This window comes from Paenibacillus sp. 22594, from assembly GCF_052044425.1.
Classification (GTDB): domain Bacteria; phylum Bacillota; class Bacilli; order Paenibacillales; family Paenibacillaceae; genus Paenibacillus_AQ.
This window is the reverse complement of sequence record NZ_JBQENA010000003.1, coordinates 212,905-238,720: the sequence shown is the minus strand read 5'-3', so window position 1 is coordinate 238,720 and position 25,816 is coordinate 212,905. Positions and strand designations below refer to the sequence as shown.

20 protein-coding genes are annotated in these 25,816 nt (G+C 52.9%); 17 read left to right on the top strand and 3 right to left on the bottom strand.

Features of this window, described 5'->3' with window-relative positions; all coding sequences use genetic code 11:
• Positions 1–193 precede the first annotated feature (193 nt).
• From ACTJKB_RS11805 to ACTJKB_RS11795, 3 genes are all read left to right on the top strand, one after another.
• Positions 194–889 (top strand): TorD/DmsD family molecular chaperone, encoded by a 696-nt coding sequence (locus ACTJKB_RS11805; protein WP_074087346.1) that lies wholly within the window; start codon positions 194–196, stop codon positions 887–889.
• A gap of 164 nt (positions 890–1,053) precedes the next feature.
• The gene (locus ACTJKB_RS11800; protein WP_440834154.1) at positions 1,054–1,527 is read left to right on the top strand and encodes a MarR family transcriptional regulator; all 474 of its coding nucleotides are present in this window, start codon (positions 1,054–1,056) and stop codon (positions 1,525–1,527) included.
• Positions 1,528–1,683: 156 nt separating this feature from the next.
• On the top strand, positions 1,684–2,919 hold the full coding sequence (locus tag ACTJKB_RS11795; protein WP_440834152.1) for an MFS transporter: 1,236 nt from the start codon (positions 1,684–1,686) through the stop codon (positions 2,917–2,919).
• 66 nt (positions 2,920–2,985) lie between these two features.
• Here the strand turns inward: ACTJKB_RS11795 and ACTJKB_RS11790 are convergent, their stop codons facing one another.
• Both ACTJKB_RS11790 and ACTJKB_RS11785 read right to left on the bottom strand, forming a co-directional pair.
• Positions 2,986–6,147 carry an efflux RND transporter permease subunit gene (locus tag ACTJKB_RS11790; protein ID WP_440834151.1) on the bottom strand — a complete coding sequence of 1,054 codons (3,162 nt, stop codon included), beginning with the start codon at positions 6,145–6,147 and terminating at the stop codon, positions 2,986–2,988.
• Between the two features lie 108 nt (positions 6,148–6,255).
• Positions 6,256–7,173 (bottom strand): TetR/AcrR family transcriptional regulator, encoded by a 918-nt coding sequence (locus ACTJKB_RS11785; RefSeq protein WP_440834150.1) that lies wholly within the window; start codon positions 7,171–7,173, stop codon positions 6,256–6,258.
• 235 nt (positions 7,174–7,408) lie between these two features.
• Between ACTJKB_RS11785 and cls the strand changes: the two genes are divergently transcribed.
• Positions 7,409–8,917 carry a cardiolipin synthase gene (gene cls / locus ACTJKB_RS11780; protein ID WP_440834148.1) on the top strand — a complete coding sequence of 503 codons (1,509 nt, stop codon included), beginning with the start codon at positions 7,409–7,411 and terminating at the stop codon, positions 8,915–8,917.
• 159 nt (positions 8,918–9,076) lie between these two features.
• On the opposite strand, the gene ACTJKB_RS11775 is transcribed toward cls, so the two are convergent.
• Positions 9,077–10,615 carry a phospholipase D family protein gene (locus tag ACTJKB_RS11775; protein WP_440834147.1) on the bottom strand — a complete coding sequence of 513 codons (1,539 nt, stop codon included), beginning with the start codon at positions 10,613–10,615 and terminating at the stop codon, positions 9,077–9,079.
• A 206-nt stretch (positions 10,616–10,821) separates the two neighbouring features.
• On the opposite strand from ACTJKB_RS11775, the gene ACTJKB_RS11770 reads away from it, so the two are divergent.
• The 13 genes from ACTJKB_RS11770 to ACTJKB_RS11710 all read left to right on the top strand — a co-directional run bounded on the left by ACTJKB_RS11770 (position 10,822) and on the right by ACTJKB_RS11710 (position 25,618).
• Positions 10,822–11,739: a MerR family transcriptional regulator gene (locus tag ACTJKB_RS11770; protein ID WP_440834145.1), complete on the top strand. Its 918-nt coding sequence runs from the start codon at positions 10,822–10,824 to the stop codon at positions 11,737–11,739.
• A gap of 205 nt (positions 11,740–11,944) precedes the next feature.
• Complete coding sequence (locus ACTJKB_RS11765; protein WP_440834143.1) at positions 11,945–13,492, top strand: phytoene desaturase family protein; 1,548 nt, start codon at positions 11,945–11,947, stop codon at positions 13,490–13,492.
• Positions 13,489–15,009 carry a phytoene desaturase family protein gene (locus tag ACTJKB_RS11760; RefSeq protein ID WP_440834141.1) on the top strand — a complete coding sequence of 507 codons (1,521 nt, stop codon included), beginning with the start codon at positions 13,489–13,491 and terminating at the stop codon, positions 15,007–15,009. The genes ACTJKB_RS11765 and ACTJKB_RS11760 overlap by 4 nt, the downstream gene beginning before the upstream one ends.
• Positions 15,002–15,862: a phytoene/squalene synthase family protein gene (locus tag ACTJKB_RS11755; RefSeq protein ID WP_440834139.1), complete on the top strand. Its 861-nt coding sequence runs from the start codon at positions 15,002–15,004 to the stop codon at positions 15,860–15,862. The genes ACTJKB_RS11760 and ACTJKB_RS11755 overlap by 8 nt, the downstream gene beginning before the upstream one ends.
• The gene (locus ACTJKB_RS11750) at positions 15,862–16,647 is read left to right on the top strand and encodes a carotenoid biosynthesis protein (RefSeq protein ID WP_440834137.1); all 786 of its coding nucleotides are present in this window, start codon (positions 15,862–15,864) and stop codon (positions 16,645–16,647) included. The genes ACTJKB_RS11755 and ACTJKB_RS11750 overlap by 1 nt, the downstream gene beginning before the upstream one ends.
• Positions 16,616–17,353, top strand: a complete 738-nt coding sequence (locus ACTJKB_RS11745) for a lysophospholipid acyltransferase family protein (protein WP_440834136.1) — start codon at positions 16,616–16,618, stop codon at positions 17,351–17,353. Before ACTJKB_RS11750 ends, ACTJKB_RS11745 begins: the two co-directional genes overlap by 32 nt.
• Entirely contained in the window at positions 17,350–18,507 is a 1,158-nt protein-coding gene (locus ACTJKB_RS11740) for a glycosyltransferase (protein ID WP_440834134.1), read from the top strand. Before ACTJKB_RS11745 ends, ACTJKB_RS11740 begins: the two co-directional genes overlap by 4 nt.
• Positions 18,504–19,979 (top strand): phytoene desaturase family protein, encoded by a 1,476-nt coding sequence (locus ACTJKB_RS11735; protein WP_440834132.1) that lies wholly within the window; start codon positions 18,504–18,506, stop codon positions 19,977–19,979. The genes ACTJKB_RS11740 and ACTJKB_RS11735 overlap by 4 nt, the downstream gene beginning before the upstream one ends.
• Before the next feature lie 161 nt (positions 19,980–20,140).
• Positions 20,141–21,268 (top strand): type 2 isopentenyl-diphosphate Delta-isomerase, encoded by a 1,128-nt coding sequence (fni, locus tag ACTJKB_RS11730; RefSeq protein WP_440834130.1) that lies wholly within the window; start codon positions 20,141–20,143, stop codon positions 21,266–21,268.
• A gap of 41 nt (positions 21,269–21,309) precedes the next feature.
• Positions 21,310–21,780, top strand: coding sequence for a GNAT family N-acetyltransferase (locus ACTJKB_RS11725; protein ID WP_440834128.1), 471 nt, complete (start codon positions 21,310–21,312; stop codon positions 21,778–21,780).
• 232 nt (positions 21,781–22,012) lie between these two features.
• Entirely contained in the window at positions 22,013–23,113 is a 1,101-nt protein-coding gene (ychF, locus tag ACTJKB_RS11720; protein WP_074087341.1) for a redox-regulated ATPase YchF, read from the top strand.
• A gap of 299 nt (positions 23,114–23,412) precedes the next feature.
• On the top strand, positions 23,413–24,480 hold the full coding sequence (gene prfA, locus ACTJKB_RS11715) for a peptide chain release factor 1 (protein ID WP_074087340.1): 1,068 nt from the start codon (positions 23,413–23,415) through the stop codon (positions 24,478–24,480).
• A gap of 4 nt (positions 24,481–24,484) precedes the next feature.
• Positions 24,485–25,618: a N5-glutamine methyltransferase family protein gene (locus tag ACTJKB_RS11710; protein ID WP_440834126.1), complete on the top strand. Its 1,134-nt coding sequence runs from the start codon at positions 24,485–24,487 to the stop codon at positions 25,616–25,618.
• Positions 25,619–25,816 lie beyond the last annotated feature (198 nt).

Below are 25,816 nucleotides of genomic sequence, written 5' to 3'. Positions count from 1 at the left end.
GACAATTTAAGGGAATGGTCATAAAATGCTCACCGAAAGCGCTTCCTAATTCCGATATAATCTAGGTGCAGAAGAATTGTTCGTTTACATTCACTCACTTTTTGCGAAGAACAGAGCCAGGAGACCGGATAACGCGCGCCTTACATGCTATAGGCGATAAGCGCCCGGCAAACCAATAGGGAGGATTTGCAAAATGACTATAACCACTGTTCCATCGCTTGTCGTGCCGGAGGCATTCACTCGTTGGCTGGAAAGCCGGGGATTAATATATCAACTTTTAGTGGACTTTTATGGACGAAAGCCCAGTCTGTCTCTGGTCGCCCAGTGGAGCCGCAACCGCCAGATCAGTGTCGCAGCCGAGATGACGGAAGGCGGACGGGAGCTCAAACGCTACCTTTGCAGTCAGGAGCCTTCAGCGCTGCCGCAGATATGTGAGCGGGAGAACCGTGAATACATGCGCCTGATGAATGAACGTGCGGCCAGTACTATTGTGGCGCGCGAAGCAGCGGAGCTTGGCCGTGAGGAAGAATTCTGCAACGTGCTATCGGATGTGTATGCCTCGGCGGGAATTGTATTCAAGAAATGCGGCGGTGAAGCCGATGATCATATCTCCATTGAGCTGGAATTCATGGCTGTGCTGCATGAGCGTATGCTGTACAACAGCTTCTCGATCCGCAGTGCCATGGACCTGCTGGAGATCCAGGAGCAGTTCCTGGAGGAGCATCTGCTGAAATGGACGCCGCAGTTCTGCGAGCGCCTGAATGCGGCAACGGATAGCCCGCTCTATCTTGGACTCAGCCATATGCTGGAGGAATTCCTGCCGCAGGACCTGCAAATGCTGCGAGCCTGGAAAGCTTCGCTCGAGAGTTCCGCATCGGCGATGGCCTAGAGGGTGTATACAGACAGAAATAAGACCGTCCCAAGTCAGGGCGGTCTATTTTTTATATATAAGCATTAATAAATTTCGGGGTGAGAGCAGGACTATCACTCTGTTTTTGTTTTTGGTAAGGTAGAGTTATATTGTTGATGCACAAGCGGGTGGGAGGACAGACCATGAACAAAGAAGAACAGGTCTTAACGGGTTTCAGGGACTTATTTAATAAGATGGTTTGGCTTAATAAGGATAAGATGGAAGACAGTCTTAAGGGCCATAAGTCTTCTGAAGTACACTGTATCGAATACATTGAAAGAAATACAGATTCCAACGTGACAAAACTTGCGGAGTCCTTGTATATGACTAGAGGTGCCATAAGTAAAATAACGAAGAAGCTCATGAATAAAGGCCTTATTGAAAGCTACCAGAAACCGGATAACAATAAAGAAATCTACTTTAGACTTACTGAGCAGGGAAAAAAAATTAACAAAATCCATGAGGAACTGCACCAAGAGTTTCGAGAGCGGGATAAAGCCGTATTTGAGCAAGTAACTGAGGAGCAATTTGACAGTATGCTTATTTTCATGGATAGGTATAATAGGCATCTGGATGCAGAAATAAAAAAACTGGGTGCAGATACGAGGCCGGAATAAATTTGAATACTGAAAATCAAACCACAGGCAGCCGGGTTCTATGGAGAACGGGCTGCTTTTTTACGGCTATTTTATTGTTGACTAGGAAACAAAAATGTAATACGATGAATTTGTTTCCTAGGAAATAAAACGATAGCTTTTAAGGGGAGAACTTAAGTGTCCAAATTCAGCTCACACAATGAACAGAAAACTGAACAAACCGTAGATAAGCACGCATTAATATTCGGTCTTATTTCTGTTTTTCTTTGCGGAATAGGCTTCAGTATCATAGCACCTGTCGTCCCATTCTTAGTAAAGCCTTATACAAGTAATCCTGGAGAACAAGCTATAGTTGTTACGCTGCTGACCTCTGTTTATGCACTCTGCGTATTTTTTGCTGCCCCCGTACTTGGAGCCCTGAGCGATAAATATGGCCGTCGTCCGTTGCTCTTGATTTGCCTTTTCGGTTCCGCAGTCGGGTACTTGGTTTTTGGCATAGGAGGAGCTCTATGGGTACTGTTTGCCGGACGGATAATTGAAGGTGTAACCGGCGGCAGCATAAGCACGATCTTCGCCTATTTTGCTGACATCATTCCTCCGGAGCAGAGAACCAAATACTTTGGGTGGGTAAGTGCGGTTGTAGGAGTAGGCACCGTTATCGGCCCAACTCTGGGCGGGTTACTTGCCAAGTTTGGTTATTCTGTACCTATGTACTTTGGAGCCGTAATCACTTTGTTGAATGTTGCCTATGGATTCTTCTTAATGCCGGAGAGCCTTGGCAAGAATAACAGATTGAAAGAGATTACCCTAGTAAGACTGAATCCATTTATACAGCTTGCAAGCATACTTTCCATGAAGAACTTAAGCAGGCTGCTTATCTCAGCATTCCTGCTCTGGATTCCGAACGGATCTTTACAGGCTGTTTTTTCACAATTTACAATGGATACTTTCAGTTGGAAGCCTGCACTAATCGGCCTTATGTTCTCAATCATGGGCTTCCAGGATATCATTTCCCAAGGTCTCATCATGCCAAAGCTTTTGAAAAGGTTCAGTGATGAACAGATAGCCATTCTTGGAATGGTCTCGGAGATGATCGGCTACAGTCTGTTTGCGCTATCTGCTTTGTTCGCATGCTATCCTCTTTTTATCGCTGGAATGTTTATATTTGGTTTTGGCGATTCAGTCTTCGGGCCTTCTTTCAATGGGATGCTCTCCAAATCTGCCGATTCGAGCGAACAAGGAAGGATTCAAGGAGGGAGCCAGTCTATTCAGGCTCTGGCAAGAATGATCGGGCCTATCATCGGAGGTCAAATCTATGTGTCACTTGGCCATGCCGCGCCTGCTTTTATGGGTGTGATCCTTATAGCAGCGGCAATACCCGTTTTATATAAGAGAACGCAACTCAAAGTGTAGTCTATCCATAAAAGAGCACGGAGCCTTCCCAAAAGGAAAGACGCCGTGCTCTTCGGAGATTAAGCCTTATTCATATACCTTTTTGCTGCGGAATTTCATCAGGAATTCATACACGACCGGCACAACGACAAGTGTCAGCAGGGTGGAGCTGACAAGACCGCCGATAACCGTTACACCGAGACCCTTGGAGATGATGCCGGCACTGTTTTCGAGGCCGGATACGAGCGGCAGCAGTGCGCCGATGGTCGCCAGTGCGGTCATCAGAATCGGACGCAGGCGGGTAGCTCCGGCTTCAAGCAAGGCTTGACGCGTGGACAACCCTTCTTTTTCCTTGTGGATTACACGGTCGATCAAGACAATCGCATTGGTGACGACGATCCCGATGAGCATCAGTGCGCCCATAAGTGCAGAGACGTTCAGCGTTTCTCCCGCCAGTAGCAGGGCAACCAGTGCACCGATAATCGTGAATGGCAGGGAGAACAGGATCGCGAACGGTGCAAGACCGCCGCCAAACGTAACCACAAGCACGAAGTACACAATGGCAACAGCGGCTGCCATGGCAATGCCGAGCTGTCCGAATGTATCATTAATCTGCTCGGTTACACCGCCGAAGGTGACGGTCACGCCATCCGGCAGGTCGAGGGCATCGATTTTTTCCTTGACGCTGTTCGAAGCGCTGTTCACATCATTTGAAATAATCTCGGCGGTAACATCGACCTTCATTTTACCGTCTTCCCGGGTAATGGAGTCTGGCGAAGTTCCGTTCTCAATCTTGGCTACCTCACTAATCGGCACCGTAATACCAAGCGGGGAAGTTAGTGTAGCGTCTTCCATTTCCTGAATGCTAGTATACGTATCTTTGTCGGTTTCAATGTAGACATTATAGTTTTTACCGTCCATTGCTACCTCTGTCAGCACAGGGCGGGTACCGGCAGGACTAAGCTTCATAGCAATTTGTCCGGCGGTTAGGCCGAGCGAACTGAGTTTTGCCTGATCCGCAACGATGGTGTACTGATCATAGGCTTCAGAGAGACTGGTCTCCCCGTCCTTGAAGTTGTCGGTGTCAGCCTTCACGATACCGGCAATTTCGTCGGCTACCGGCTTAAGCTGATCCAGACTGTCGCCAAAAATGTTCACGGTCAGCGTACTGCCGCCAAGACCACCGCCGGACATGCCGGACAAATCACCCCAGACACCATTCGGAACTTCTTTGGTCAGACCTTCAATCAGATTTTCTTTTACCTTATCGAAATCAGGAGTATCACTGTCGAAAGTTACATAGAAGAGCCCCGAATTTCCTGAGCCCATCCCGAACGGGCTACTGCCTCCGATGGAATATTGCATTTTATCCAGATGCTCTTTATCCATATACTTTTGAGCCAGAATATATTTTTCGGCCTTCAGGCCCTGCTCCTTGACGTCATCCAGCGTTTGTCCTGCTTTTGGAGAGAAGGTGAGCGTAACGTTCTTCTCTTCCTGGGAAGGCAGGAAGCTGACACCGATAGGTTTAATCAGGAACACGCTGCCTATCAGCAGAAGCACAGCAACGCCGAAGGTGATCAGCTTATGGGATAGCGACCAATTCAGAATCTTCTGATAGCCGGCAGCCATTCTGTCGGGCTTCCCGCTGTGGCTTTTCTTGCCTTTCTTCAGGCCGTTGCGGAACAGCGTATGTGCCAGTGCGGGCACCAGGGTAATGGCAACTACAAGTGAAGCGAGCAGTGCGAATACCATCGTGAGGGCAAACGGCAGGAACAGCTCGCCTACCATACCGCTGACAAAAGCGAGCGGCAGGAATACAGCGATCGTTACGATGGTTGAGGACATAATCGGCACGAACATTTCACGTGTCGCCGCGCTTATTAGCTCACGGCCGCGCAGCTTCTCTCCAGACAGGGTCAGCCGTCGGAAGATATTCTCTATGACAACAATCGAGTCATCGACGACACGCCCTATGGCAACCGTCATCGCTCCAAGCGTCATCATATTCAGCGTGATGTCCATCTGACGCAGGCAGAGAATCGCAATCAGCAGGGATAATGGGATGGAGATGATGGAAATAATCGTCGAGCGGATATTCCGCAGGAACAGCAGGATAATCAGCACGGCGAACAGGGCGCCAAAGGCAGCCTTGGACAGCATCGTATTTACGGAATCCTCAATCGGCTTTCCTTGATCCAGCAGGACGGTGAGATTCATCGACTTGAACTGCTTCTTCAGTTCTTCCGTTTTATCCTTAACGCCGTTGACCACGTCTACCGTGTTGGCGTCATTGGCTTTTACAATCTGAATCCCGATGGATTCCTTGCCGTTCGTGCGGGAGATCGACTCTGATTTGCCGACAACTTCGATAGATGCCAGTTCTCCCAGCTTGACTGTGGGCAGTCCGGTCATAGCCGCACCGGGAGCAGCACCAGTACCTGCTGCGGCACCAGCCGAAGCACCAGCTGCACTAGCACCTGGAGCTGCGCTTGCGCCAGAAGGTACTACAGGAATACTCAGGTTTTTCAGATCTTCAACGGTAGTGACATTTCCGTCTACTACCACTGCTTTTTGCGAATCTTCCATGGTGAAGAGTCCAAGAGGCACACGCAGGGAAGAGCCTTGGACAATCCCCTTGACCGTATCTTCAGTCAGCCCGTATTGCTTCAGCTTGTCCTGGTTGAACTTAAGGGTAACTTCCTTCACATATTGTCCGGCAATCTGCACGGAGGCTACGCCTTCGATATCTTCCAGAGCCGGACGGATATCGTTCTCAGCGATGCGGGTCAGTCCTTCAAGATCCTCAGAGCTGTTGTCGGACAAGCTGAGTGAAATGACCGGCAGGGAGCTCAGGCTGAACCGGGAGATTTGCGGCTTTTGCACATTCTCCGGCAAGGTGACTTCATTCAGCGCCTCCCGGACAGCCGCCGTAGCGTTATCCAGATTCGTTCCATAATCAAATTCAATGGTGATGCTGGAGGCATTTTCGAGCGAGTTCGAGGTGAGTGTCTTCACGCCGTCCACATTGCGGAGCTTTTGCTCCAGCGGCTTGCTGACATCGTTCACTACGCCCTCCGGTGCGGCCCCCGGGTAAATCGTGGTAATGCTGAGATAAGGAATGCTGATGTTAGGCAGTGTCTCCTGCTTCATGGTTAGACCGCTGTAGAGACCGGCGAACACAATGATGATCGTCAGAAGCCAAATAGCGAATTTGTTTCTGAGCGAGAAATTAATTAAGCTCTTCATAAGTTACGTTTCTGCTCCTCTCGGGCCTTCCGTAGGGAAAACCTCAGTATAAATGTGTGACTGTTACTCCTATACGTCTTTCTCTCTCTTGTGCCTAAACGCGCTTGATCAGTGAAAACCGCATATGCCGGGTGATTGAAGCGAGATCTGCTTCTGTAGATCCTCCAGTTGCTGTTGAACGGCGGAACAGCCCTGCAGGTTACCCAGCATGCCTTGGATAATAGCCTTGCGGGGGTGGGGCATGAGAATTTCGCCTTCCAGAATGGCTAACGACTCCAGAGCGTCATCTACGTTTTGCGGGTCCATGTCCTGGGCTGAATTCAGCAGCTCCTTCATTTCTTTGATCAGCTGCAAGGGATTTCGTTGTAGGTTGTTACCATCATGATTCTCTATCCAGCTGTCCAGAACGATGGGAGCGATCAGGGGGACATGATGTCCGGCGAGAAGACCGGCGACCACAATATCCAGAAGGTCCACAAGATGATCGGCAAGACGCGGAATGGAAACTGCGGACTCGTGGTTGAAAAGAACCCAGATATAGGAATGGAGAATTCCATGCCCCAGCAAGAATAACTCTCCTGTATAAGGGATGATCTCCTTGCCGTACATAATCTCCAGCTTGTCCCGGGACCAGTTCAGCAGGGGGCCGTTGATCTTGCGCAGCCATTCAGGCGCATCGGGCATGCCTTTTCCGGCCAGCTCCTGAATTTGCCGCTGAAAAAATTCCCTCAGCTCATACACATGATGAAGCAGAATTTCAATCTGGTTGCGCAGCTTCACGCGGGGAGATCTTGAGCTCTCCTCTTCCTGCTGCAGCGGGTCGTGGATCATACGGAAGCAATATATATAAATGCTGCGTTCCAGCTCCTCCTTGGATTTGAAAACCAGGTAGAGACTGCCTTTGGATATCCCGCATAATTCTGCAATCTCCTGCATCGAGGTGGAGGATGAACCTTTCACAGCGAATAGCTGCATGGCTGTTTTAATAATCTGTTCTTTTTTCATAGCATTTTTATCGGCTGACAAGGATGTTGGCTCCTTTCTGACCAATGAGTTCTGTAATTGACTATTGGGTCAAACTGATTATAGTATATATGTTGAGCCAATACAAATGTAGCTACGCAGGAGGCAGTCAAGTGGTTACAGTATTGTTGTAATTTCTGTTTTGCAACCGATTCCTGTAGGAAGAAAGGTTTTCTTCATGTAATATATAAATGTGTCATTTTAGTGATGAAAGGCAGAAAGAGAAGGTAGGTTATCTATGAGAAGAGGATTGCAGGCATTTGTCATTATTGCAGCTTTATTGGCATTTTATTACTTTGGCTTCGGTGTATTAGGCAATACCGCCGGTACCATTGTCAGTGTGTTCTCCACTTTGACCGTCATCTCCATCGCACTCGGTATTTTTATGGAGAACCGTAATCCCTCCACTACTATGTCATGGATCTTGCTGCTGGCCTTGATTCCGGTGGTGGGACTCATCTTGTATTTTCTCTTCGGACAGAATGTGTTCAAACGGCGTAAATACGATAAAAAAGCACAACGTGACCTAATGGCCTATGAACGGATTGAGAATGACGCCCTGCGTATGCACCAGGACTGGTCCATCTTTGATCCCAACCGCCAAAAGCTGCTGGGATTATCACAGAGGCTGGCGCGGACACCTGTTTCATTCAACTCCGAAACCCGAATTCTGACCAATGGCGAAGAGACCTTTGGCACGCTGCTGCTGGAGCTGCGGCAGGCACAGCACCATATTCATATGGAATACTATATTTTTCGGGCCGACCATATCGGGACGCGGATTCAGCAGATTCTGATTGAGAAGGCTCGTGCGGGTGTAACCGTCAGATTTATGTATGATGCGGTCGGTAGTATTCAGCTGTCCCGTGCCTTCCTTAAGGAATTAAGCGATGCCGGAGTTCAGGTAGCGTCTTATGGCAATTCCACATCCTTTTTTTCCAGCCGGGTCAACTATCGGAATCACCGTAAAATCGTGGTGATTGACGGAGATGTCGGATTCATGGGCGGGTTAAATGTGGGGGACGAATACCTCAGCCGCAGCAAGACGTATGGTTTCTGGCGCGATACCCATATGCTGATTAGGGGCGAAGCGGTGCGGACGATGCAGATTATTTTTCTGCAGGACTGGATGCATACAACGGGCGAAAAAATACTGGAGCAGGATTATCTCTCTCCGCAGCTGCGGTTTACGACGGGGGACGGGGCGGTGCAGATTATCGCCAGCGGACCGGACAACGAGCGGCGTGCCCTCAAAAATATTTTCTTTTCCATGATCACCTCGGCGGAAAAATCAGTATGGATCGCCAGCCCCTACTTTATCCCGGATGAGGATATCTTAACGGCACTGCGGGTGGCTGCGATGTCCGGCCTGGATGTGCGGCTGCTGTTTCCGGCCAAACCGGACAAGTGGATTCCCTTTCTGGCCTCCCATTCCTATTTCCCGGCTCTGCTGGAATCGGGCGTGAAGATTTATGAATATGAGAAGGGGTTCATTCATTCCAAGCTGCTGATTACCGACGGTCAAATTGCCACGATTGGAACAGCGAACATGGACATGCGCAGCTTCCATCTTAACTTCGAGGTCAATGCGCTGCTGCTGCAGACGGAAAGTGTCTCCCGTATCGTGGCGGATTTCGAACGCGACCTGCTGTCCACCCGTCAGATTGTGCATGAGACCTTCATGAACAAGCGGCTGCTGGAGCGGCTGCTGGAATCGGCAGCAAGACTGATGTCTCCGCTGCTGTGAGTCAAGCTTAGGCGGGCTTACGCATATGGCTGAGTAGTCCGCATTCCAACATCATACCTGAAAAGACCGCCGGACAAGGCTGCGTACAGCTGTCCGGCGGTCTTTGGCATGAATATAAGACAGAATTGCCTGTCAGGGAGTGTAATATTTCTTCTGTACTTAAAAAGTAGTGAAACCCAGGTTCTTCTGCATACGGAACAGGATGTATTTGATCCAGGTTACATCACTTTGGTACTTTTCCAGCGGCAGGCTGTACTGTGCATCCTCGTTGCTCCACAGCCGGTTGAAGTAGCTTTCTATTTCGGCATACAGCGGCTGGTCCTTCGTCATGCCGACCCACAGATTATTTTCCAGATTGAAGTCATCCAGGTTGCGCGCTGTAAAATTGGTTGAGCCGCCCAGAACTACCGACTGGCCGCTGCCTTTGGCAATGAACATCAGCTTGGAATGGTATTGTTCTGTGCCGGTATTGTACCAGCGGATGGCGATTTTTCCGCCGGTGCGCTTGTTCAGATCCATGGCCACCGGACGGTTGGGTATACCGATTTTATCGCGTCCGAAGGCGTTCTGGTTCGGGTCCATCAGGAGCCGGATGTCTGCTCCCCGTGCGGATGCCTTCACCAGTTCGTCCAGAATCCTGTCATCGGCCAGATAGAACATGCCCATCCAGAGCGTGTCGCCCTTGCCGGTGGAACGGATGCCCTCGAGTGCGTATTTATAGATTTTGCCTTCGGTCAAGTATCGCACCTCCAGCGGGCCGCCGGACTTCACTGCATTCTTTTGGGAGAATACGGGCATCTTGCTGAGAATCGGCCCCGCCTCAGACAGATCGGCTGCCGCCTGCTCGCTTTTCAGGATATCGGAGATGATGGGCCCCTGCACTTCCAGCGCAATGTTGGAATGATAGGCACTGGGATCATGCACATTACCTGAAGTGATCAGTGCGGTCTTCTCGCTGACCACCACTTTGCGGTGATTGGCTTTTACATTCAGCAGTTTCAGATAAGAGCGGGCCGTGATATCGGGGCCTTGGCTTGCCATCAGGTTGGGAATCCACCCTTGGCCGGACTGGCCAAACCATTGAATAAAGGTCCGCCATACGGCCGAGTAGGCGGGGGTCGAATCACGCAGCGAATCAACATCAGTCAGGATTACCTTGATTCCGGCGGCTCTCATCTCTTCCAGCAGCGGATTCGGGGCAGAGCCATAATTGGTATTGACCTCATCCGTGATGAAGACGATCTCCATATCGGGGTGGGCCTGCTGCTGTGTGACGAGTTTATCGGCCAGCTCCTGGCTTACTGCAGGAAAGTGCTGATCCTTATGGGTGTAATTATTGAACAGGAACAGATCGATCACCAAAAACTGCCTTGATTCTTCTATAATCTGCAGGATGCGGGGCAAGATCTGATCTTCGTGCTGCTCGCGCCCGCTCTTGTCCGGATAGGTAAGATCATGCCAGAAAGACACCTTGTCGACTTGGTACACGGGACTTTCAAAGGATATTCCCGCAGGAAGCGGTTTGTGGGTCTGATATATCATCACCCCGGCCAGCCAAAGAATAAGGAGTCCAAGCATCCACCAAATCCATTTGCGGCGGCGGGGTGATCGCTTGTGATGAGACGGAGAAAAATTCTGGCTATTGGCATTGTTGTTATCCGTTCGTCCGGACGGAGCGGTAGAGTTGTCTGGATTCATAGGTTCCTCCTGATGTGCTGCAGAGAGCTTGTGTATTAAGTATGCTCCGGCATAGTATTCAACTATTAACACCCGAAGCAGTAAATTGAAGCAGCTGTAATGGCTGATGACATATCCGGGAAGCGTATGTATAATGAGTGTAAATAATTTGTATAAGGTTTGAGCATTCAAATATATAGAGGGTCAGGGAAGAGAGTGGGTGCAACGTGTATTCGATCAAACAGGTCGTCGAAATGCTGGATATTCCTTCCGTTACGCTGAGAGCCTGGGAGAGCAGATATAAGGCGGTTATCCCCGAACGAACGGAATCCGGTTACAGGCTGTACAGCCAGGAGAATATCGAAGACCTGCGGTGGCTGAAGGAACAGACCGAGAAGCAGGGCATCAGTATTTCACACGCGGTCCGTTTGCTTAGAGCAAGCAAAGAGAAGCAGCTGGAAGAGCATACGGCTATGGCCGGGGGGATGCCAGGCGATGCTTTTGAAAAAATGAAAAATCAAATCTACACGGCGATGCTTGAATTCCAGGGGGAGCGGGCAAACGCGCTGATTGATTTTGGCTTTTCCCTCTACGGCTATGAGGCGATGTTCCATCAGGTGCTGGTGCCAATTCTGGTCAGAGTTGGCGATGCATGGGAGGCGGGGCTGGCGACTGTGGCCCAGGAGCATTACATGACACAGATGATATCCAACCGGTTTTATCAGTTCTTTCATGTCTTTCCTGTACAAGCCCATTTTCCGAAGGTGCTGGCGTTCTGTCCGTCCGGGGAGCATCATCAGATCGGACTATTGCTGTTTGCGCTGTTTCTGCGTAAGAATGGAGTCGAAGTGATCTACCTGGGGGCCAATACGCCTGAGGAAGGCATCATAGAGATGTTGAACAAGCAGAGCCGGGTCGGACTGGTCTGCCTGTCGGTAACCGGCAATGAACGGGTCGCTGCGACAGAGGATCTGATGGGACGGTTGAAGAAAGCATTTCCGAACCTTCAGTTCCTTGTGGGCGGCAAGGGGTATGAGGAGGTAGCTCCTCAATTCTCCGAGGCGCGTTATGTCATGAATGAGTCGCCGGAGCACTGGCAGGTGTGGTTTCAAGAGGTTTTTATGAAGCTGGAAATCAGACACTAAAAGATCAATAAGCACATCGAGCCCTTTCGAATCCGCTGAGATTCGGAGGGCTTTTTTTGTATGCAAACGGCCTTTGCGGAGAATCCTCCGAAACTCTTGAATGGTAAGCTTAACCGCAGTATTTACAACCCCGCCTAAAGTATGTATGATATTTGTATCATATATGTATAGTTATTGTATAAGGTTTGTTGAGGAGGCAGAGAAGATGACCGGAGGAAAGCGTACGGCAAAGGTAGCGGTAATCGGAGCAGGTCCCGGAGGACTGGCTGCCGCCATGCTCCTCGCCGCTGAAGGATATGAGGTCGATCTATATGAGAAGCAGGACGAGGTTGGAGGCAGATCGGGAGAGCTAAGACTCGGAGAGTACCGTTTTGACCGTGGGGCTACTTTTTTGATGATGCCGCATTTGCTGGAGGAACTGTTTGCTTCCGCAGGGCGCTCCTTACACTCCTATGTAGATTTAAAAGAACTTGATCCGCTGTATTCGCTGCATTTTGGAGACACCGTTTTTACGCCTTCGACAGACCAGGAGTATACAGCAGAACAGATTGAGCGTTTATTTCCGGGAAACGGGGAGGGTTATCGGCGGTTTATGTCCGAAGAAGGGGAGAAGCTGGAACGGGTAATTCCACTGCTGCAGCGGCCGTTTCAATCCCTGGGTGACTATGCCAAAAGAGATGTGCTTCATGCACTCCCCAAGCTGAATGCCGCCGACAATGTCTACAACCGGCTGTCCCGTTATTTTGATGATGAACGCCTGCGGTATTCCTTCACTTTTCAGGCTAAATACCTCGGCATGTCGCCCTGGGAGTGCCCGGGGACGTTCACCATTCTCTCATATATGGAGCACCGCTATGGCCTCTATCATCCGATTGGCGGCATTAATCGTGTACTTCAGGCGATGGCAGACATTATTAGAGAGCACGGCGGGCGTGTCCATACCTCCACCGGTGTTAAACGCATTATTGTGAAGAACCGGCATGCCGCAGGTCTTCAATTGGAGAACGGGGATACGGTAGAAGCAGATTATGTGGTGATCGGGGCTGATTTTGGCTCTGCCATGACAAAACTATTCGAACCAGGGGTTCTAAAAAGGTATGCCCCTGCCAAAATTTCCCGAAAACGCTATTCCTGCTCAACAGCCATGCTGTACCTCGGTGTGGACGGGGAAGTCGATCTGGCTCATCACTCCGTTCATTTCGCGCAGGACTACCGGCGCAATGTGGAGGAGATTACGAAGCTGGGCAGGTTGTCGAAGGATGCTTCAATCTACGTCCATAACCCGTCCGTGATCGATCCAACCCTGGCTCCGGCGGGCAAATCTTCATTATATGTGCTGATGCCCGTTCCTAATCTGACGGCGGAGGTGGACTGGGCGCAAGAGGGCGCAGCCGTAGAGGCCCAAATGATGGAACAGCTTCAGCATATCCCTCAGCTTGCCGGTATATCCGGGCGGGTGGAGGAGCGGCTGTTCTTCACCCCGCAAGACTGGCAGGATAAGCTGGATGTATATAATGGCGCAACCTTTAACATGGCCCACAATCTGGGCCAGATGATGTACCTGCGCCCGCACAACACCTTCCAGGAGGTGGGCGGCATCTGGCTGGTCGGCGGCGGAACCCATCCGGGCAGCGGCTTGCCGACGATTTTTGAGTCGGCGAAGATCAGTGCAAGGCTGCTGCGGGAGCACGACCGTGCCGCCCGCGGCAGCGCCTTTGTTCCGGCATCTGCCGGAACGGGGGTTCCGCTGTGAGCCGGGTCGCCGTCGTCGGCGGCGGGATCGGCGGGCTTACCGCGGCGCTGCTGCTCAGCCAGCAGGGCCACGAGGTTGTGGTGTACGAGCGCGGCCAGCAGGTGGGCGGGCGGGTGGCCTTTGAAGAGAGCGGGCCTTACCGGATTGACCGGGGGCCGACGATTGTGCTCCTGCCGGAGATGTTGCTCGGCATTATGAAAGAAGCAGGTCTGCCGGAAGGGAGCTTGGAGCTGCTGCGCTGCGATCCGCTCTACCGGATTCATTTCCAGAGCGGGCGTATCCTGACCAAGGTTGACGGAACCAAAGCGCAGGCTGCAGAGATTGAACGGCAATATCCTGGCGAAGGCAAAGGGTTCACCCGTTTTATGAAGGAAATGTCGGTACTCTATCCTCAGGGCAAGGCTTCATTTCTGGAGCGGGGGTTTGCACGGCGGAGAGATTTCTTCAGCCCCCGGAATCTGTCATTGATGGGACGTCTTCGAGCCTATAGGAGTCTGAGGTCGGCAGTCGGGCAGTATTTCCATAGCGAAGAGCTGAAGGATGCCTTTTCGCTGCAGAGCCTGTACATCGGTGGTGCGCCGTTCCGTACCCCGGGTATTTACACGATGCTGCCGTATGCCGAGCATGCCTTTGGCATCTGGATGCTGAAGGGCGGGTATGGACGTCTTCCGCAGATTATGGCCCGTGAGCTTGAACGCAGGGGCGTGGTCATTCATACGGACACTGAGGTAGAGTCGCTGAAAATAAGCAGCGGACGCTGCCAGGGAGTAAGGGTTCAAGGCCAAAGTATCCCGTATGATGCGGTCCTGTACAACGGTGATTTTCCGCTACTGGAGGAATTGCTGCCCCAGCAGATGTTCAAACCGACCGGACAGCGCGCGGACCCTGCCGAAGAGGATGCTGCTGTGACGTTAAAGCCTATCCGGCGCGGTGCATTCAAGCCCTCCTCGGGCTGTCTGCTGATTTATGCCGGAGCCAACAAACGCTGGCCGGATGCGATGGTCCATCAGTTTTTCCTGCCGGATAGCCTGAATGACAATCTTCGTGATTTGTTCGATAAAGGAACGATTTCAGAACATCCCTCTTATTACGTGTTCAATCCTGCAGCGCTGGATGACAGCGCGGCTCCTCCGGGAGAGAGTGTGCTATACTTCCTGATTCCGGTACCGGCTTCACCTGAGCTGGATTGGGATAACATTGCCGGACCGCTGGCTGACAAGGTGCTGGCAGATGCGGAGAAGAGAGGATTTCCGGGGCTGTCTGCCAGCATCGTCTGGCGCAAGCTTCGCACACCGGCGCAAGCGGAGCAAGAGGGTATGTTTGGCGGCGGAAGCTTTGGCATCGCTCCGGTACTGAGCCAATCCGGTGTGTTCCGGCCGCAGGCAAAACCCTATTCCGTACAAGGCTTATACGCCGCCGGTGCTTCGGTGCATCCGGGCGGCGGGGTACCGATTGTAATGCAGGGAGCCCGACTGGCAGTGCATGAACTTATGAAGGAGATGAGCGGTCATGGATAAAAGGATTATACAGCAATGTGAGGAACTCATGAAGAAAGGCTCCTCTTCGTTTCACAAGGCCTTTGACGGTCTGCCCAGTCCGCGCCGGGAAGCCGTACATGTGATTTATGCCTTCTGCCGGATGATCGATGACAGTGTAGACGAACCGGATAACTCCCTATACACCATTCATGAGCTCGGCGATTCTTTCAGAAATCTGGGGCAGGCGGAAGGGCATTTTATCTGGCCGGCTTTACGCTGGTTGTTCGATACCTTTCCACAGCTGGAACGGGAGCCGTTTCTACTGCAGATGGAAGGACAAACCCGGGATCTTACATTCACTCATTACGAAACTCTGGAGCAGCTCGAGACTTACTGCTATCTTGTAGCAGGCACAGTCGGAGAAATGCTGCTGCCGGTCCTGCGGGATGACCATAATGAAGAAGCACAGGCGGCAGGAATATCTCTTGGCATCGGGATGCAGCTTGTAAATATTATCCGCGATGTAGGCGAGGATTTAAGACGCGGGAGGCGTTATGTGCCGCTTGATATCATGAGGAGAAACGGTTACCGGGAGCAGGAACTGGAACGCGGCGAAGTGAATGAACAGTTCGTGGCTGTGATTCATGAGCTGAGGCGCGAGGCACTGGCCTGGTTTGAAAAAGGCTTGGTGAATGTAGAGACCTACCCGCCCGAGAGCGGATTGGCGGTAGAATTGGCAGCCGCCTTCTATGCAGCCATTCTGGATGATGTTGAAGCCGCAGACTATGATGTTTTCCGCCGCAGAGCCTACGTCAGCGATGAGGCGAAGCTTCAGATGTTCCGCCGCACAGCTGCGCGGTATGCCGACAAGGGCAGAGCGGCGGTGTACTAATGATCAAATATGTTTTCTGGGTGTGGTATACCGTTGGCGCCCTGCTGCTGATCCTGTTCAGTATCCCCGAGAGGCTACAATTTTCCAGTGGTATCTTTCTGATCCTGTATGCTGTATATGCTGCTGATTTATCGGTCAAGGGACAAACTTCATTTTTTATGTCCGACCGGTCAGTCATTTTTCAAAATAAACCGAAGGAGCGTTCCATGTGGCTCTCTGCTGCCCTGGTCTGGACGGGTGGAATGACGGTGGAGTGGATAGGTGTCCACTCCGGGCGCTTGTTCGGTGATTACGAATATACCCAAGTGCTCGGGCCGCTGATCTACGGCGTACCCGTCACTCTTGGATTTGCCTGGATTGCAGTGATCTGCAATGCCGCACTCATGAGCTATGATTTTGGACAAAAGGGATTCCGGCTGCTGGCTGTAAGATCCGTTCAGGTCGGCTTTTGGACCGTATTGCTGGATTTGGTGCTTGATCCGGTTGCCCATGCGCGCAATTTCTGGCAATGGGGGGGCGATGGAGGCTTTTATCATGTGCCATGGAGCAATTTTGCCGGATGGCTTATCGTCTCTGCCCTGCTGTCCTTATGTTTGCCGAATGTTCAGGTATCCCGTTCAGCCGCACGCCGGGGGACACGGCTCTACCAGGCAATTCTGATCCTGTTCGGATTGATCAGCCTGCGTGAAGGGCTGCCGCTCTGTGCAGTGATTGCCGGGGCTGGGGCCGCATTGTCGGAAGGGGGCCTGCACTATGCTGGAAGCCGTCAAGTCCAAAAGCTTTGATCAGATATTCTACCGCTATAATTCACTATATCTGCTCCGCCGGCATTTTCACTTCCTGGGCATCTCCGGTGAGCTTCAGCCCGAAGCTGCAGCAGGCAGGCCTATTCTCTATATTATGAATCACAGCTCCTGGTGGGATGGTCTGCTGGCCTATCATGCTGCAGGACGGATGAAAGGCAGTTCTCACTATTTCATGATGGAAGAGGAACAGCTCCGCAAATACGCTTTTTTTCGCAAGCTGGGAGCCTACTCTATTAACCGTGACCGGACGGGCGATCTCAGAGCGTCTTTACGGTATTCAGCCAATCTGCTTCATGCAGGGGGGAATGTGTGGATGTATCCGGAAGGGGAGATTCTACCGCTAAGCAGTGCTCCGCTCCTCCTGAAGGAAGGGGCAGCACTGATCCTGCGCATGTGTCCACAGGCAGCCGTCGTACCCGTCACCCTATATCATGGCTTGTTCCGGCATTCCAAGCCGGATGCGACGCTGCTTGCCGGTGAAGCGCTTATGCTTCCTTGGGCAGATCTGAAACGCAGCCACATTACCGGAATCCTGGAAACGATTCTCCAGGCGCAGCTGGATACTCACCGGCAGATGATTTTTTCAAATAAAGGGCATATGCCTGAGCAGTTCCGTCCCTTGATGAAGCAGGGGAGATCGACCAACGAATGGCTGGATTCCATGCGCGGGAGGGGTAGCCGATGAACCTTCTTCTGCAGTTTCTTTTTATTTTCTTGCTGCTGCAGCTGCTCTTTGCGCTGTGGAATGCAGCGCAGCTTCCCATGCTGGAAGACCCGCGGTGGAAGAAACGTTCAGATCCCTCCTTGATGGTGTCCGGCCAGCGGCTTAAGCGGCTGTCTATCCTGATCCCTGCCCGTGATGAAGCGGAAAATATTTCAGCCTGCCTTGCGTCCGTACTGTCCTGCGGGGATGCCGGAGTGGAGCTTGAGATTCTGGTGCTGGACGACCGTTCCACAGATGGAACGGGAAAGCTTGCCGCTGCAGCAGGAGGGGCACGGGTTCAGGTGCTGGAGGGTCGTGAGCTTCCTGACGGCTGGATAGGTAAAGCCTACGCCTGTGCTCAACTGGCGGAAGCCGCGGGCGGCGAATGGATGCTGTTTCTGGACGCCGATGTCAGGCTGCGGCCGGGTGCGCTTAGAGCCGCTGTGGCTGCCGCCGATATCCAGGGTTCGGGTCTGATTACCGGGTTTCCCCGGCAGATTACCGGCACCTGGCTGGAGAGGCTGGTTGTGCCTCTTATGGGCTTTACAATCATCTCGCATTTGCCGGTTCTCCTCGTCCGGGGATCGAACGATCCCCGCTTCGTAGCGGCGCACGGCGGCTTCATGCTGATTCACCGTGACAGTTACGACCGCTGCGGAGGGCATGAGGCTATCCGTAGCGAGCTGGTGGATGATATGTCGCTGGCCCGCGCGGTAAAACGGGCACGGGACCCAGTGACCCTGGCCGATATTACGGCTGTCTCCGAAATGCGGATGTATCATCAGGCTGCCGGAGTCTGGAACGGCTATGGCAAGAATATTTATGCCGGTCTCGGCCGCAATCCACTTCTTTTGCTGCTCATGCTGGCTTTTTATATACTTATGTATGTGGTGCCTTTCGGAATGGCTGTCTACAGCATGCTTAACGGTTTGGAAGCAGCGGCGTTCTGGTCCATCCTGTCCTATTTGGCAGGTGCCGCAGTCAAGAGAACCAGTGATGCTTCGGGCAGACAGCCCGTTTGGCTGTGTCTCTTGATGCCGGCCAGCATCATGTGTCTGGCTGCGATTGCGCTGGGCTCCTGGCGGGGCAGCCGCTCTCCTCAAGGCTACGAATGGAAAGGAAGGCGCTACCGATGAAACAGAAGGCAGTGATTATAGGTGCCGGCTTCGGCGGCTTATCTTCCGCAGTCACCCTGGCTGCCAAAGGCTGGGCTGTGACTCTGCTGGAACGCCAGTCCCATCCGGGAGGGAAGCTGCAGCGTATTGAGGAAGCCGGTTACACCTTTGACCGTGGGCCCAGCACCATTACAATGCCCCATGTGTTCCGTTCGCTGTACGAACAGGCGGGTGCCCGCATGGAAGACTACGTTCAGTTATATGAACTGGAGCCGCGCACACGCAATGTGTTTGCCGATGGGACGGTAGTGGATTTCTCTCGGGATAATGAATATATGCAGGAGCAGCTTGCAGTCTTTAGTCCCGGGGACGCCGCAAGCTATCCGGCGTTCATGGCTGAAGCCGCACTTCTGTACAGGCTCAGTGAGAAGCAGTTCCTGAACAGGCTGCTGCTCTCCTGGAAAGATAAAATCTCTCCGGCTCTGGTTCGTGATCTGCTGCGTGTGAGGCCTTTCCTTAGTCTGCAATCCTTGCTGCAGCGTTATTTCCGGCATCCCCATACTCTTGCAATGATGGGCCGTTATGCGACTTATGTGGGTTCATCACCGTACAAGGCTCCAGCGATTTTTGCCATGCTCGGGCATGTGGAGAGTCAGGGAGGAGTCTTCGGGGTTCGCGGAGGGACCTATAAGCTGGTGGAAGGGCTCGTCACTTTGGCGAAACAGCTGGGAGTGCAGGTGATTACAGGAACAGAGGTGACGCAGATTTCTGTTGTGAACGGCCGGGTGGAGGGGGTAGACACGGCGAAGGGCTTCTATGAGGCCCGGACCGTCATCGCCGGAGGCGATGTGCTGAGCATTAACCGTATGCTGCTCCCCCAGGAGACCCGGCCGGGAATGAGCGACCGCAGAATATCCGCCTATGAGCCTTCTTTATCAGGACTTGTCACCCTTGCGGGTGTACGGCGCAAATATACGCGCCTGTTGCACCATACCGTATTTTTCCCGGAACAGTATGAGCCTGAATTTAAGGATATTTTTGTCCGCAAGCGGCCTCCGCAGCATCCCACAATCTATATTTGCCACTCAGGCTATTCCGAACGGAAAATGGCGCCTGAGGGGGGCAGCAATTTGTTTATTTTGGCGAATGCACCGTATTTGAGCCATGCGACAGATTGGAGTCAGGATTCCGAAGCCTACGGTGAACGCGTGCTTGAAATGCTGGCTGGTCATGGCATCGACGGGATTAGGCAGGCCGAAGTGCTAAGGCGCTATACCCCGCAGAATATCGCAGACGACACGCTGGCGCACCGGGGAGCCATTTATGGAATTTCCTCCAACTCCGTCCGCCAGACCTTTTTTCGTCCAGGGAACCGTTCTGCAGATATCAAAGGGCTGTGGTATGTAGGCGGCACAACGCATCCTGGCGGCGGAACGCCGGTGGTATCCTTATCTGGAAGGCTGGTGGGTGAATACATTGCCGATTACACCTAGAGCAATCCGCTATTTTTAACAGTGCAGCTTACGTGCATGGATGTGGAATAGGGATATGCTATAATGAAGCGTGCTGGCAGACCTCCAGTACATGGAAAAGCTCATGCGGGAGACAGTACCTCCCTGCATATCATAGATCGTTAGGAACGGGGGATGACAGCATGAACCAGATGCCGCAGGATGAATTATCGTACAACGTAGAAAAGAAACCCGGCACAGCCCCGCAAGCTGCAAAACCTGACGGACATCAGTCTCTGCTGCCTTCATCCACAACGGGGGAACGCAAGATTGAACATGTGAGGCTCTGCTTGAACGAGGAAGTTGGCGGCAGCGGCATTACATCTGGATTCGAGCATTACCGCTTCCGCCACAATGCGCTCCCCGAGCTGAATTACGATGATATTTCGCTGCGGACAGTCTTCCTGGAACGGGAACTGCGTACACCGCTGCTGATCAGCTCCATGACCGGCGGAAGCAGTTCTACAGGCGCTATTAATGCCAGGCTGGCCGAGGCAGCCGAGCGCCGGGGATGGGCGCTCGGGGTCGGCTCCATCCGGGCGGCCGTGGAACGCTCCGAGCTTGCCTCCACCTTCCAAGTCCGTGATAGAGCGCCGGGGATTCCTGTCATCGCTAACATTGGAGCGGTGCAGCTGTCCTACGGCTTTGGTGTGGATGAATGCCGCCGTGCTGTAGAGATAGCCGGTGCGGATTGGCTGGTGCTGCATCTGAACGGGATTCAGGAGGTATTTCAGCCTGAGGGCAACACCGGGTTTGCCTCCTTGCTGTCGCGGATTGAGCAGGTATCCCAGGCACTTGAGATCCCTGTCGGAGTCAAGGAGGTCGGCTGGGGAATTGATGGGGAAACGGCTTCCCGGCTGTATGATGCGGGTGTTGCCTTTGTCGATGTAGCGGGAGCTGGCGGAACTTCATGGAGCCAGGTGGAGAAGTTCCGCAGCAGTGATCCGGTCCGGCGGGCCGCCGCAGAGGCCTTCGCCGATTGGGGGAATCCCACTGCCGAATGCATTGCAGAGGTAAGGGCGGCATCGAAGCACGGTGCGCTGATCGGCAGCGGCGGGCTGAGACACGGCGTGGATGCAGCGAAAGCACTCGCGCTTGGGGCCGATCTGGCCGGCTTCGGGCGGAATCTGCTTGGTCCGGCAGTGGAATCCGAGGAGGCGCTTGACCATGCGCTGGCCCAGGTGGAGCTGGAGCTGCGGACCGCAATGTTCGGTATCGGTGCGCCTGATCTGGCTGCACTGCGTAATACTCCCCGCCTAATAAAGCGCTGAAACGATTAAGAGAATATGGAAATAAGGAAGGGCACAAAACGATGATCAAACTGGTCCAAATGGACGAAACCACATTTCAATTTTTCTTGAGCCAATCCACACGGGATTATGCCGAGGATAAAATAAAAGCCGGATCCTGGGATACCGAGACTGCCATGCAGCTGTCCCAGGACGAGATGACCAAATCTTTGCCTGAAGGTCTAAACACCGATGGGGCTTATATCTTTTCAATAGTAGAGACGGAATCGGAAGCCCAAGCCGGGTATATCTGGTTCAACGTGATCGAGGGACGCAGCGGGCGAGAGGCCTTCATTTATGATTTTTATGTTTTCGAACCGTTCCAGGGTAAGGGGTATGGCAAGCAGACACTGCTTGCGCTTGATGAAGAAGCCCGTAAACTGGACATAACCAGAATCGGTCTGCATGTGTTCGGGCAGAACAACCGTGCTTTCGAGCTGTACAAAAAAATGGGTTTTCTCATCACCGATATCACCATGTCGAAAGAACTCTAGAATGGGTTGGCCATGCTGGCAGGGAAGAGACCTCGGGAGAGGTCTTTTTGGCGTTTTTGTACATGAAGGCGGGGGTGGAGCTCTCACTATAAGCAGGCCGCTGCCCTTTAACGGACACATCCGCCGGAGATCCGCTGTTGCTGGCGGTTTTGTTCTAATATATAATGGTTGAGATCAAGCCCCGGAATTTTTGCGGTGATCAATCCAACCGAAAATAGGAGTTGTCATATAAATGGCTTTGAAAGCAGGTATCGTAGGACTTCCGAACGTAGGGAAATCCACATTGTTCAATGCAATTACACAAGCGGGAGCAGAATCCGCCAACTATCCGTTCTGTACCATTGACCCGAACGTAGGTGTCGTGGAAGTGCCGGATGAGCGTCTGGATAAGCTGACAGAGCTGGTGCAGCCGAATAAGACGGTTCCCACGGCTTTTGAATTTGTGGATATTGCCGGTCTGGTGCGCGGTGCGAGCAAAGGCGAAGGCCTCGGCAACAAGTTCCTGGCCCACATTCGTGAAGTGGATGCGATCGTTCATGTTGTACGCTGCTTCGTGGATGAGAACGTTACCCATGTTGATGGCAAAGTGAACCCGATCAGCGACATCCAGACGATTAACCTGGAGCTGATTCTGGCTGACCTGGAGAGTATCGAGAAACGGATCGAACGCTCCCGCAAAAACATCAAAGGCGGCGACAAGAAATACGCCCAGGAAGTTGAAGTTCTGGAGCGCGTCAAAGAAGCACTCTATCAAGACCAACCTGCGCGCAGCGTGGAATTGTCCGATGACGAGCGTCTGATCGTGCGTGATCTTCACCTGCTCACCCTGAAGCCGGTGCTGTATGCGGCCAATGTGGGCGAGGATGAAGTTGCCAGTGCTGAAGAGAACCCTTATGTTCAGCAGGTACGCGAGTTTGCCGTTGCCGAGAATGCCGAAGTGGTACCGATCAGCGCCAAAGTGGAAGCGGAGATTGCCGAGCTGGAAGGCGAAGACAAGGCAATGTTTCTGGAAGAGCTGGGCCTGCAGGAATCCGGGCTGAACCGCCTGATCAAAGCAGCCTACAAACTTCTCGGACTCTACACTTACTTCACTGCAGGTGTGCAGGAGGTTCGTGCCTGGACGATCCGCAAGGGAACCAAAGCGCCTGGTGCCGCTGGTGTCATTCATACAGACTTCGAGCGCGGATTCATCCGTGCAGAGGTTGTCGCATACGCCGATCTGCTTGCTGCCGGTTCGATGAACGGTGCCAAGGAACGCGGACAACTGCGTCTGGAAGGCAAAGAGTATCTGGTGCAGGACGGCGACGTCATGCATTTCCGTTTCAACGTATAAGTAACCTAATGAAGTTATAACAGCAGGAGGAAGTCATCCGGGGTAGGGGTTCTACTGGCGGATGGCTTTTTTTGCATAAGACCGTAGTAATTCCGCCTATGTGAATAACATTTCCGCTGTTTTTACATAATAAGGAGCGGATTTCTCGGCTGCAAAAATATACGTGACCTGGTGTGCGGCACTGTAGCCAATTAGCAGGTTCGGTGGTATAATATAAAGTCGTATATCTATTTTTATTGTATCAACAATTTAAAGTTTTAATATTGAATATGAAATTGAATCAGGAGAGGTGAATTCCCTTGTTGGACCGATTGCAATCGCTGGCGGACCGCTATGAGAAACTCAGTGAACTGCTTTGTGACCCGGATGTTGCAAGCGACAGTAAGAAACTGAGGGACTATTCCAAAGAACAATCCGATTTGCAGCCCGCCTTTGAGGCGTATGCCGAATATAAAAATGTAATGGAAGAGCTTGAAGCCGCTAAGATGATGCAGGGCGAAAAGCTTGATGATGAAATGAAGGAAATGGTCAAGATGGAGATTGACGACCTTTCCTCGCGCCAGGTTGTCCTGGAGGAGAAAATCCGCCTTCTGTTACTGCCGAAGGATCCTAATGACGACAAAAACGTTATTGTGGAAATCCGTGGCGCAGCCGGTGGGGATGAGGCGGCATTGTTCGCATCAGATCTGTACCGGATGTACACCCGTTATGCCGATACCCAAGGTTGGCGCATTGAGCTGATGGATGTCAATACGAATGACCTCGGCGGATTCAAGGAGGTTATCTTCCTGATTAACGGACGTGGCGCGTACAGCAAAATGAAATTCGAAAGCGGCGCACACCGCGTTCAGCGTATTCCGGCCACGGAATCAGGTGGACGTATTCATACCTCGACTTCTACGGTTTCGGTTATGCCTGAAGCAGAAGAGTTCGAAATTGAAATTCACGATAAGGATATTCGCGTCGATACTTTCTGTTCCAGTGGCGCAGGCGGCCAGTCGGTTAATACCACCAAGTCAGCCGTTCGCGTAACCCACATCCCTACCGGGATAATGGCTACCTGTCAGGACGGAAAGTCCCAGAACTCCAACAAGGAGAAGGCATTGCAGGTCCTGCGTGCCCGCATCTCGGATATGAAACGCCAGGAAGAGGAAGCGAAGTACGCCGGAGAACGCAAGAGCAAAGTCGGCACCGGTGACCGCAGTGAGCGGATTCGTACGTATAACTTCCCGCAGAGCCGTGTAACCGATCACCGTATCGGCCTTACGCTGCACCGCCTGGAGCAGGTAATGAACGGAGATATTACAGAAATTATCTCGGCGTTGTCGATTGCCGAGCAAGCGGAATTGATGGAAAAAGGAGAATAATGCTTTGAAACACGACGCTTATGTCATGCTTAACGTGCAAAGCATCCGGGAAGCCTTTGCGGAGGCTTCTTCTTTTTTGGACCAAGCCGGGTGTAATGAGCCGCAGCGCAGCAGTCAGCTGTTGCTGGAGTATGTGCTGGGCTTGTCCGGGGCGGCCTATTATATGGCTCTGGCCGATCCGTTTCCGCCTGCGGTGCGTGAGGCCTGGGAAGCCGCAGTCACCCGCCGCGCGGCCGGTGAGCCGGTGCAGTATATCATCGGCGAGCAGGAGTTTTACGGGCGGGCTTTTGAGGTGACGCCCGATGTGCTGATTCCCCGGCCCGAGACGGAACTGCTCGTCGAGGCGATTCTGAAGTACGGCGCGGAGCTGTGGCCGGACGGCCTTGTGGCTGCGCCGGGCGAAGCGGCGCGGGACATTGCGGCTGTGGGTGAAGCGGCGCGGGACATTGCGGCTGTGGGTGAAGCAGCGCGGGACAGTGCGGCTGCGGATGAAGTGGCGCGGGACAGTGCGGCTGCGGGTGAAGCAGCAGGGGACGGTGTGGCTGCGGGTAAAACAGCCGCTGGGGGAGTTGAGGCGGGCAGCTTGGCAGCCCGCCGGGAGAGCGGCGCGGCAGGGACGCGCGCGCCGCGTCCGCTGACCGCCGTCGATATCGGCGCCGGCAGCGGAGCAATCTCCGTCACGCTGGCGGCGGAAGCACCGGCGTGGCGGGTCTGCGCCGGCGACATCTCGCCCGGCGCGCTGGCCGTGGCCGTGCGCAATGCGCAGCGGCACGGCACGGCAGTGGACCTGCGGCTCGGCGACCTGCTCGAGCCGTTTGCGGGGATGGAGACGGATATTCTCGTCTCCAACCCGCCGTATATTCCCGGCGCAGACATCGCCGGGCTGCAGCGCGAAGTGCGCGACCACGAGCCGCGCACTGCTCTGGATGGCGGCGACGACGGGCTGGACCCGTACCGCCGCATGATGGAACAGCTGGCGCTGCTTCCGGCGCCACCGCGCCTGGTCGGCTTCGAGCTCGGCCAGGGTCAGGCCGGGCAAGTGGCCAGCCTGCTGAAGGCGGCAGGCCATTGGAACGAGATCATCACGATCGATGATCTCGCGGGTATCCCCCGCCATGTGCTGGGGATAGCGCGCTAGAACGGCCAAAAACTATTTGCTGCTGGCGATTGCCCGTTTACGCGGTCAATCACCGCGCCGAACAAGGCTGCTAGAGAAGGCCGGACAAGCCGGAGACAAAGACATCTCCTGTAGTTTATCTTCTGTCTGCAAGAATAGCACTTTAGGAGTATAAACTGCTGACAGTGAAGTGGAATTTCTCCACATATCCAGCAGGCA